This is a genomic window from uncultured Campylobacter sp., assembly GCF_938045595.1.
GTDB lineage: Bacteria > Campylobacterota > Campylobacteria > Campylobacterales > Campylobacteraceae > Campylobacter_B.
Window position 1 is genome coordinate 1 of record NZ_CALIBB010000151.1, and the last position, 7,759, is coordinate 7,759.

General features: G+C 48.1%; 9 protein-coding genes. 6 read left to right on the plus strand and 3 right to left on the minus strand.

What is annotated here, in order from left to right:
* Both Q0340_RS06355 and Q0340_RS06360 read right to left on the minus strand, forming a co-directional pair.
* On the minus strand, positions 1-1,809 hold a 1,809-nt coding region (locus Q0340_RS06355; RefSeq protein WP_298082606.1), incomplete at its 3' end, for a cytochrome c biogenesis protein ResB.
* Positions 1,810-2,117: 308 nt separating this feature from the next.
* Positions 2,118-2,609: a CreA family protein gene (locus tag Q0340_RS06360; protein WP_297948661.1), complete on the minus strand. Its 492-nt coding sequence runs from the start codon at positions 2,607-2,609 to the stop codon at positions 2,118-2,120.
* 98 nt (positions 2,610-2,707) lie between these two features.
* On the opposite strand from Q0340_RS06360, the gene Q0340_RS06365 reads away from it, so the two are divergent.
* Genes Q0340_RS06365 through Q0340_RS06390 form a run of 6 tightly spaced genes read left to right on the plus strand, consistent with a single transcriptional unit; the run spans position 2,708 to position 7,439 of the window.
* Positions 2,708-4,078 carry a phosphomannomutase/phosphoglucomutase gene (locus Q0340_RS06365; protein WP_298082607.1) on the plus strand — a complete coding sequence of 457 codons (1,371 nt, stop codon included), beginning with the start codon at positions 2,708-2,710 and terminating at the stop codon, positions 4,076-4,078.
* The gene (cmeU, locus tag Q0340_RS06370; RefSeq protein WP_298082608.1) at positions 4,075-4,320 is read left to right on the plus strand and encodes a CmeU family protein; all 246 of its coding nucleotides are present in this window, start codon (positions 4,075-4,077) and stop codon (positions 4,318-4,320) included. Before Q0340_RS06365 ends, cmeU begins: the two co-directional genes overlap by 4 nt.
* The gene (locus Q0340_RS06375) at positions 4,313-5,326 is read left to right on the plus strand and encodes an alanine racemase (protein ID WP_298082609.1); all 1,014 of its coding nucleotides are present in this window, start codon (positions 4,313-4,315) and stop codon (positions 5,324-5,326) included. Before cmeU ends, Q0340_RS06375 begins: the two co-directional genes overlap by 8 nt.
* A complete protein-coding gene (locus tag Q0340_RS06380; RefSeq protein WP_298082610.1) occupies positions 5,323-6,036 on the plus strand; it encodes a LemA family protein in 714 nt (237 codons plus the stop codon). The genes Q0340_RS06375 and Q0340_RS06380 overlap by 4 nt, the downstream gene beginning before the upstream one ends.
* A 15-nt stretch (positions 6,037-6,051) precedes the next feature.
* Positions 6,052-6,645: a hypothetical protein gene (locus Q0340_RS06385; RefSeq protein ID WP_298082611.1), complete on the plus strand. Its 594-nt coding sequence runs from the start codon at positions 6,052-6,054 to the stop codon at positions 6,643-6,645.
* Positions 6,642-7,439: a TPM domain-containing protein gene (locus Q0340_RS06390; RefSeq protein ID WP_298082612.1), complete on the plus strand. Its 798-nt coding sequence runs from the start codon at positions 6,642-6,644 to the stop codon at positions 7,437-7,439. Before Q0340_RS06385 ends, Q0340_RS06390 begins: the two co-directional genes overlap by 4 nt.
* Positions 7,440-7,504: 65 nt before the next feature.
* On the opposite strand, the gene Q0340_RS06395 is transcribed toward Q0340_RS06390, so the two are convergent.
* The gene (locus Q0340_RS06395; protein ID WP_298082613.1) at positions 7,505-7,702 is read right to left on the minus strand and encodes a hypothetical protein; all 198 of its coding nucleotides are present in this window, start codon (positions 7,700-7,702) and stop codon (positions 7,505-7,507) included.
* Positions 7,703-7,759: the final 57 nt, after the last annotated feature.

Below are 7,759 nucleotides of genomic sequence, written 5' to 3' on the forward strand. Positions count from 1 at the left end.
GCTAAATTTAGGATCAAATTTCGGCACGGCTAGCTCGCCTCCCATAGTAGAAAAATTATGCGGCGGGATGGAGTCTTGCTCCGCTGCAGATTCTTGCGAAGTGGAGCTTTGCTTGGAATTTTCAGCGGCGGAATTTTGCACAAAATTTTGCGAAGTAGAATTTTGCACGCTAGCCGGGCTTTGCGGCGCTGGATTTTCTGCAGCTGCGTTTGAGGCAGAATTTTGCGAAGTAGAATTTTGAGTCGTAGAGTTTTGTTCGGCATTTGCTGCGCTAGGATACAATGCGGCCAAACTCAAAGCCAACGCGCCTACTAATGCCAATGCCGCACCTTTAGTGCCGCGTCGCGATTTTTTGGCGCGTTTTGATATGGAGCTTTCTGCGGAGCTTACGGGCACCGAGCTAGACGCGGAATTTTTAGAATTTACATCTTTTTCTCGAGCAAGATGCGTATTTTCGCTGATTAAGCGCGAGAGCTTGAAAAAGCGCGAGCCCCGGTTGAAAAAGTTAAAAAACATCCCTACGCAAAGCAAAAAATAACCGATGTAAGTTGGAACTTTACCGGGGTCTTTATTGACCGAAAGCACGGTGCCACGCTCATCCGTGTCGTATGAGCTTTGGAAAAATCGGTATCCGCCGTAATCGAGCACGTGATTCATAAAAATATCATAATCAAAGCTCGTATTGCCGTCTTTTAGCGTGATTTCGCTTTTATATCCGGAGGGCGAATTGGTGCCTGGATAGCGATCCATCACAAAGTCGCGAAGCGCGATTTTAAAAGGCAGATGAAGCATCTTTGGCGCCAAGGCTACGATGAAATTCTTATCACCCACCTTGTAGCTAGCACCATGCGAATCCCTAGGCACGTAGATTTCGCGACTCTGCCCCGCAAAGCTTAGCGTAGCTACTACGCCGGGCTCACCCGGTAAATTCGCAGCGACCGGGACGAATTTCTCGACCGCGGAGCTAAGCAGGCTAACAGGGGCAAAATTTATTCCGTCGAAGCTATAAAGCAAGAGATTGCCTAGCGGATTATCCTCGTTTCTCTTAAGCGGCGCAGTGCTCATATCAGCCATTTTAGTGGCGTTTATATCAAGACTTGAGTTTAAATAGAATTTGCCGTCTTTGGATTTTATGTAGATGAAATTCTTACTTTTAGGCTCTGCGTTAAAAGTGATACTAAGCTCGCCTATCTCCATGCTTTCACCCGATTGCAAGGAGACATTTTGGCTGCCAACGTTGTTGGAAAATAATAACTCCACGCGCGCAGGAGCCTGTCCGGTCGGATCTTGCACCCATTTTAGCTCGCCGTGTTCTATTAGCTCTTTAAATTTTAAATTTGCGATCCTACCCTCTACGTCTAGATTGAGATCGAAGTTCATCCGTCCTGCGCCGTTTAAAAATTTGCTCTCGTCAGCAGATATAAACTCGCCGTCACTGCCTAAAGTAAGAAGCTGAACGACCTCGTCTTTAGTCGTTACGATCGAGCTCTCGCTGCCCTCTCTTATATGGATATTGCCCTCAAAGCCGAAATATCTCGTCAAAATCGCTCCAGCAAGCATAAACAAAAAGCTTGCGTGAAAGATTAGCGCAGGCAGCGTGCGAAGTTTAATCATGCGGTAGCGATAGATATTGTAGGTTAAATTTACTCCCAAAAGCACCATCAGCGCGCCAAACCACGCAGTAGAATAAACCATCGCCCAAGCTACTTCCGTGCCGTAAGCGGTCTCTACAAAAGTAGCGATTGCACAGGCTAGCGCCAAAATCAGTAGCATCACTGACGCGCACTCCATACTAAAAAATGTCTTCATTGATTTCCTTTAGATTTACGAGGGTTTTCAAAATCGCGAGATTTTAGCAAAAATTGCTTAATTTTTCATTTTACGACTTGCAAGCGCACGCCTACTAGCGTAGCGCGAATATGCGTTAAGATGCTTTGATAAAGCGGTAAAATTCTCGCATTGGGCATTCGCGTAGGAATTTAACGGTGCGGATAAAATTTTATAAAATGCTGCGAAATTTAGTAAATTCTATTAAATTTCATGCGCCATCTCATAGCGTAATTTCTAATTTAGAATTCCGCTGCGATAAAATTTTATCTTTGCGGAATTCCTTATTATTATTTTTTGCCTTGGGTATATGCGAGCTCGCACACGTCGCCCACGGCTTGGTGGCACGGGATCGCCGAGATCGAGTTATTGGGCGAGCCGTCAATCACTTTGTCTGAATAAACCAAATAGATTAGCGAGCCCTGCACCGCGTCGTAAAGCCTAACTACATGGGTCTTTTTGAAGATCAACGAGCTGCGTTTTTCAAAAATATCCTCTTTTTTCAGCTCCTCTTTAATGATGATTTTAGGCGCTGTCTGCACGCACGACACAGAGGCTTCGGAGCGGTCCTCCTCCACGCCGATGATCTCTTTGGCGCCGCCTTTTTTGGCGTAAGAGACGTAGCAGGTCACGCCGTCGATCTTAGGATCTTTAACCGCGATGACTTCGATGCGATCGTCTTTGCCAAAAATTCTAAACGAAGTATTTACGCTACCTACGAGCTCGTAATCGCCCGCGCAAGCAAAAGCCGCTAAAATCGCTGCTAGAATAAATTTTTTCATAACCATCCTTTGGAATTTTAGCGGCGATTTTATCATTTATAATATAAATATTAAGCAAGTTTTTATAAAATACCGCGATTTAAATTTAAAGGAATTTTATGATCGAAGATATCTTTAGAGAATACGATATTCGCGGCATCGTGGGTGGGGAGCTAAACGAGCGCAGCGTAAAGGCGATCGGCTTCGCGCTTGGCAAACATATCGCAAATCTGGGGCTTGAGCGCGTTAGCGTGGGATACGACGCCCGCCTTAGCGCGGATGAGCTTTTCGGCTATTTCGTAAGCGGGCTAAATTTCGCCGGGTTGCGGGTTTATAATATCGGCTTGCTACCGACGCCGGTGGGCTATTTTAGCGTATTTACGCATAAATTTGACGCAAACGTAATGATTACCGGCTCGCACAATCCTAAAAATTACAACGGCTTTAAGATCACGATCGGCACGGACAGCTTCTTCGGCGAGGATTTGAAGCGCCTAGGTGCGCAGGTGCGGGAGCTGATGAGTTCAAATTTTGAAATTCCAACTGATGTAGGCGCCCAGAGGTATGATATTTTAAGCGAGTATCTAGCATATTTTGAGAAGGAATTTGCGGCTCTTAAGGGCTTTGCTACGCCTTTTATAATCGACTGTGCAAACGGAGCTGCAGGCGTTACGACTACTAAAATCGTCGAAAGGCTAAAGCTAAACGCTAAAGTTTTATTTCCACAGCCAGACGGTAACTTCCCAAACCACCACCCCGATCCCAGCGAGGAGAAAAATTTAGCGGATCTTAAAGTCGCGATGAAGCAAGACGGCGTGGCTTTGGGCTTCGGCTTTGACGGAGATGCCGATAGGATCGCTGTGCTAACTCCGCGCCGCAACATCAAAGGCGACGAGCTAGCCTGCCTGCTTGCCCTAAATATGACCCATCCGCGCATCCTAGGCGAGGTCAAATGCTCGCAGGCGATGTACGATACCATCGATAAGATCGGCAAAAGCTTCATGGGCAAGACCGGCCACAGCAATATCAAAAAGGCGATGAAGGAGCTAGGCATTGATCTTGCCGCGGAGGTTAGCGGGCATATTTATTTTAAAGAGCGATATTTCGGCTTTGATGATGGCGTATATGCGATGATGCGCGTGCTTGAGCTCGTAGCTAAAGGATATGATTTAGACGCCGAACTAGACAAGCTACCGCGAGTTTTTAGCACCGACGAGATAAAATTTAATACGAGTGAGGAGGCGAAATTTAAGATCATCGAAGCTCTTAAAGCTCAAATCCACGCAGGTATCGCGGAGCTGCCACCCATCCGCGATATTATCGAGATCGACGGCATCAGAGTGAGGTTTGATAACGGCTGGGCACTCGTACGGGCAAGCAACACCACGCCTGTGATCGTAACTCGCTTCGAGGCCAGCAGCCCTGAGTTTCGCGACGAGATGCAGCGCGTATTTTTAGGTAAACTAGAAAATTTAAAGGACCAGAGATGAACGAATATGAAAAGCAAGAGGTTGAAAAAAATATAAAAGAGCTTTTAGCTGCGAGAGCGGAATTTTTTAAATTCTTAGATGAGCGCGTGCCAAAGATCGCGGGTACCGACGTGTTTGATTTCGAGCGTGCAGGTGCGGCTAGCTTGAAAGAAGTTTATGCGAAATTCTACGGATACGACTACGCTGCGCGCAAGCTGTTGCCATACTTATACCGCACTTACGGACTAAATTTCGATGTCTGAGATCATCTTAGATCGCGCCGCTTATGTGCACAATCTAGCGCAAATCGCCGCCAAAGTAGGTGGAGCGGAGCGAGTATTTTTGGTAGCCAAGGATAATTCATACGGCCATGGCTGCAGACTTTGCTGTGAGGAAGCGGCAAAGCTAGGCTTCGTACGCGCTGTAACGCGAAGTGCTGCGGAAGCTGCGCAAATTGCGGATTTATTTGATGAAATTTTAGTGCTCTCGCACATTCCGCGCGGGGACGAGGACGAGCAGTTTTGCTACGCAGTAAATGATCTGAGCTACTTCGCGCGTCTTAAACGAGGGCTTAAAATTTATATCGCTGCAGATACTGCTATGCACCGCAACGGCATCGGTGCGAGCGAGTTAGATGAGGCGCTTAGGCTATGCAAGGCGGGCGGATTTAAGCTTCGTGGCTTTTTCACACACTTTCGCGCAAGCGACGAGCTAAGTGGAGATTTTTTCGCACAAAAGCAAAATTTCATAGAATTTAAGCGTATCGCGGGACAAAAAGCCGCAGCCACGGGCTTTGGAAATTTAAAATTTCATTCGAGCAACTCCGCAGCTATCGAGCGAAGTGCGGGCTTTGAGGACGAATACGTGCGCGTGGGTATGGCACAGTTTGGCTATCCTCAGTTTGACGAGAGCCTAAATTTACGCCCTGTGCTAAAGCTCTATGCCGATCTGATCAGCTCGCGCGTGCTGAAAAAAGGCGAGCGCGTGGGCTACGGCGCGAAATTTGAAGCGCCACGCGATATGAAGATCGGCACATACGATCTGGGCTACGCAGACGGGCTATTTCGCTACGACGGCGAGGGCGAGCTAGCGCTTGCAAGCGGGCAAAAAATGCTCGGAAAAATGTCGATGGATAGCTTCTGCGCGGAATTCGGCGGAGAGCGAGTTTGCGTGCTGGACGATGCGCAGATTTGGGCAAAGCGCCTCGGCACGATCGAATATGAAATTTTAGTCAAATTAAATTCCAACATCCCAAGGAGATTTCAATGAAAGAGCTACAAGGAGAGAATAACGAGCGTATAGATTACGACGATAAAGGCTTATCTGCGCGAGGCGAGAGCTTTGGCGGAGGAGAGTATCCGCGCCAAAAAGGAGGGCTTCATATCTTAATCAAAGCTCTAATCGTCTTAGTGATTGCGGCGATTGCGTTTGCGATATTTGCAGTGCCTGTTTACAATAAACTCGTAAGCAAAGACGAAGAAGTTAAGGCCGCGTGGAGCCAGGTACAAAACCAATATCAGCGCCGCGCCGATTTGATTCCAAATTTCGTAGAAACCGTCAAGGGCTACGCAAGCCATGAAAAAGATACCTTAGAAGGCGTTATAAATGCCCGCGCTAAGGCAACCGCTGTCAATATCAATGCAGAAAGTTTAGCGCAAGATCCGGAAGCGTTTGCGAAATTTAACGGCGCTCAAGGCGAGCTTAGCTCGGCCCTATCGCGCTTGATGCTGGTAGTCGAGCGCTACCCGGATCTTAAGGCAAATCAGAATTTCGCCGATCTGCAAAATCAGCTCGAAGGCACGGAAAACCGCATCGCCGTAGCGCGCAAGGACTACATCGCTTCGGTGCAGGAATACAACAAGCTAATTAGAACCTTTCCTACGAACATCATCGCGCGCATCGTAGGACTAGGCGGCGCCAAACCTAGCTTTAGCGCTGATAGCTCAAGCCAAAAAGCCCCTAGCGTCTCGTTTAAATAACGCTAAAGGCGGCAAATGCTAAGCGAGCAGTGCAAGCAAAAAATCCATGAGCTAATCACGAAAGCCGAAGCCGCAAGCGGTGCGCAGATCGTCTGCGTGGTCGCGCGCGAAGCAAGCGAGGACTGCGAAGCTAGCTATAGCGCGGCGGCAGTGACGGCGTTTGCGATCGGCATCGTTATGTGCTTCGTGCCGCAAATAAGTAAAGCTGAGCTACTGCAAATCGTAGCGCTTAGCTTCATTGCGATTAAAGCTCTGCTAGCTAAATGCCCCACGCTTTTAACTCTAATCACGCCTAAATCTCGCAGACTTCGGCTCTCGGGCGAGTTTGCGATGCAAAAATTTTACGAGCGCTACGGTAGCGTAAAAGAAGCGATAATGTTTTGTGTCTGCGTCCGCGAACGCTGCGCTCATATCATCTGCGGCGCGCGAGCGGCGGAGTTTATCTCTAAGGGCGAGTTTGAACGTATCACGACGGAATTTAACCCCAGCACGCAAGGCCTTGAGCCTGCTGTTTTAAAGGCGATGGACGCGCTGTGCGAGCTAGCTATGCGAGTGCCTAAAGATAGCGAAAATAACGAGATAGAAGAGACCTTGGTGGAGCTGCGATGAGAGTGGCTTGGAGATTTGCTTTTGCCCTAATGGCGCTATTTGTAATAAGCGTCGCCGCACCTAGCGAGTATCTAGCCCATCCAAACGGCACCGCTGTAATCGATGAGGCTGGTATTTTACGCCCAGCCGCGAGAGAGAGTCTGAATGAAATTTTAATGACTTTCGATAAAAATTCCACAAACCAGATCATGTTCGTAAGCCTAAAATCGCTCGGAGACTACTCTATCGAGGAAATCGGCGTAGAGCAGGCGCGCGCTCTTGGTATCGGGCAAAAAGGGCGCGACAACGGCGTACTGCTGCTTGTTGCTCCGCACGAGCATAAAGTGCGTATCGAAGTCGGATACGGGCTAGAGGGCGTACTAACCGATATGCGCGCCAAACGCATCATCAGCAATAAAATTCTGCCCTATTTTAGGCAGGGGGATTACGAAAGTGGCGTCATTAGCGGGATTTCGGCGATCATCAGCACGATCGAAGGCGGCGATATAAAATTTGATCCGCTTAACGCCAACGCGCAGCAGGATCCGAGCAACAAGGACTTTGCGATCTTTATGGTGCTTTTTGCGGTCTTGCTTTTTGCGATACTAAGCCGCCGCGTGACGCGCCGCAGAAGAAGCGACGAGGATATAATCTCGAGCGCAGACATCATAAGCGAAATCGCGCGCTCATCGCGCATGAGAGGCGGCTCATCCGGAGATTTTGGCGGATTTAAAGGAAATGACGGTTTTAGCGGAGGCAGCTTCAGTGGGGGAGGCGGAAGTTTCGGCGGAGGCGGTGCTAGCGGAAGCTGGTAGCCACAGAAATTTTATCAAAATTCCAAATCGTAGAATTTTATCTAAATTTTAAAATTTCAGAATTTCTAAATTCGGCTGCTGGTATAGAAAAACAACATGAGCGACTTGTCGTTGCCCTCAATCTTTAGCGTGCGCTCGGAGGGATCGAACTTGGAGGCGAGCGAGGTGCCGTCGCTACTTAGATGGTGCTTCTGCCAGTCGCAACCTGCGAACAGCAGCGCGAACACGGCGGCAGCAACTTTTAGATTTAAAAATTTTATCATCTAAAATCCGTCCTTAAATCTGCTTTTAAAACTGCTAAATTCGTTTTTAAATTTGCG

What these genes read in the sequence shown, in the direction of transcription:
- Q0340_RS06375 (WP_298082609.1), top strand. Translation starts at nt 4,313, where the DNA reads ATGTCTGAGATCATCTTAGATCGCGCCGCTTATGTGCACAATCTAGCG.
- Q0340_RS06365 (WP_298082607.1), top strand. Translation starts at nt 2,708, where the DNA reads ATGATCGAAGATATCTTTAGAGAATACGATATTCGCGGCATCGTGGGT.
- Q0340_RS06360 (WP_297948661.1), bottom strand. Translation starts at nt 2,609, where the DNA reads ATGAAAAAATTTATTCTAGCAGCGATTTTAGCGGCTTTTGCTTGCGCG.
- Q0340_RS06385 (WP_298082611.1), top strand. Translation starts at nt 6,052, where the DNA reads ATGCTAAGCGAGCAGTGCAAGCAAAAAATCCATGAGCTAATCACGAAA.
- Q0340_RS06390 (WP_298082612.1), top strand. Translation starts at nt 6,642, where the DNA reads ATGAGAGTGGCTTGGAGATTTGCTTTTGCCCTAATGGCGCTATTTGTA.
- cmeU (WP_298082608.1), top strand. Translation starts at nt 4,075, where the DNA reads ATGAACGAATATGAAAAGCAAGAGGTTGAAAAAAATATAAAAGAGCTT.
- Q0340_RS06380 (WP_298082610.1), top strand. Translation starts at nt 5,323, where the DNA reads ATGAAAGAGCTACAAGGAGAGAATAACGAGCGTATAGATTACGACGAT.
- Q0340_RS06395 (WP_298082613.1), bottom strand. Translation starts at nt 7,702, where the DNA reads ATGATAAAATTTTTAAATCTAAAAGTTGCTGCCGCCGTGTTCGCGCTG.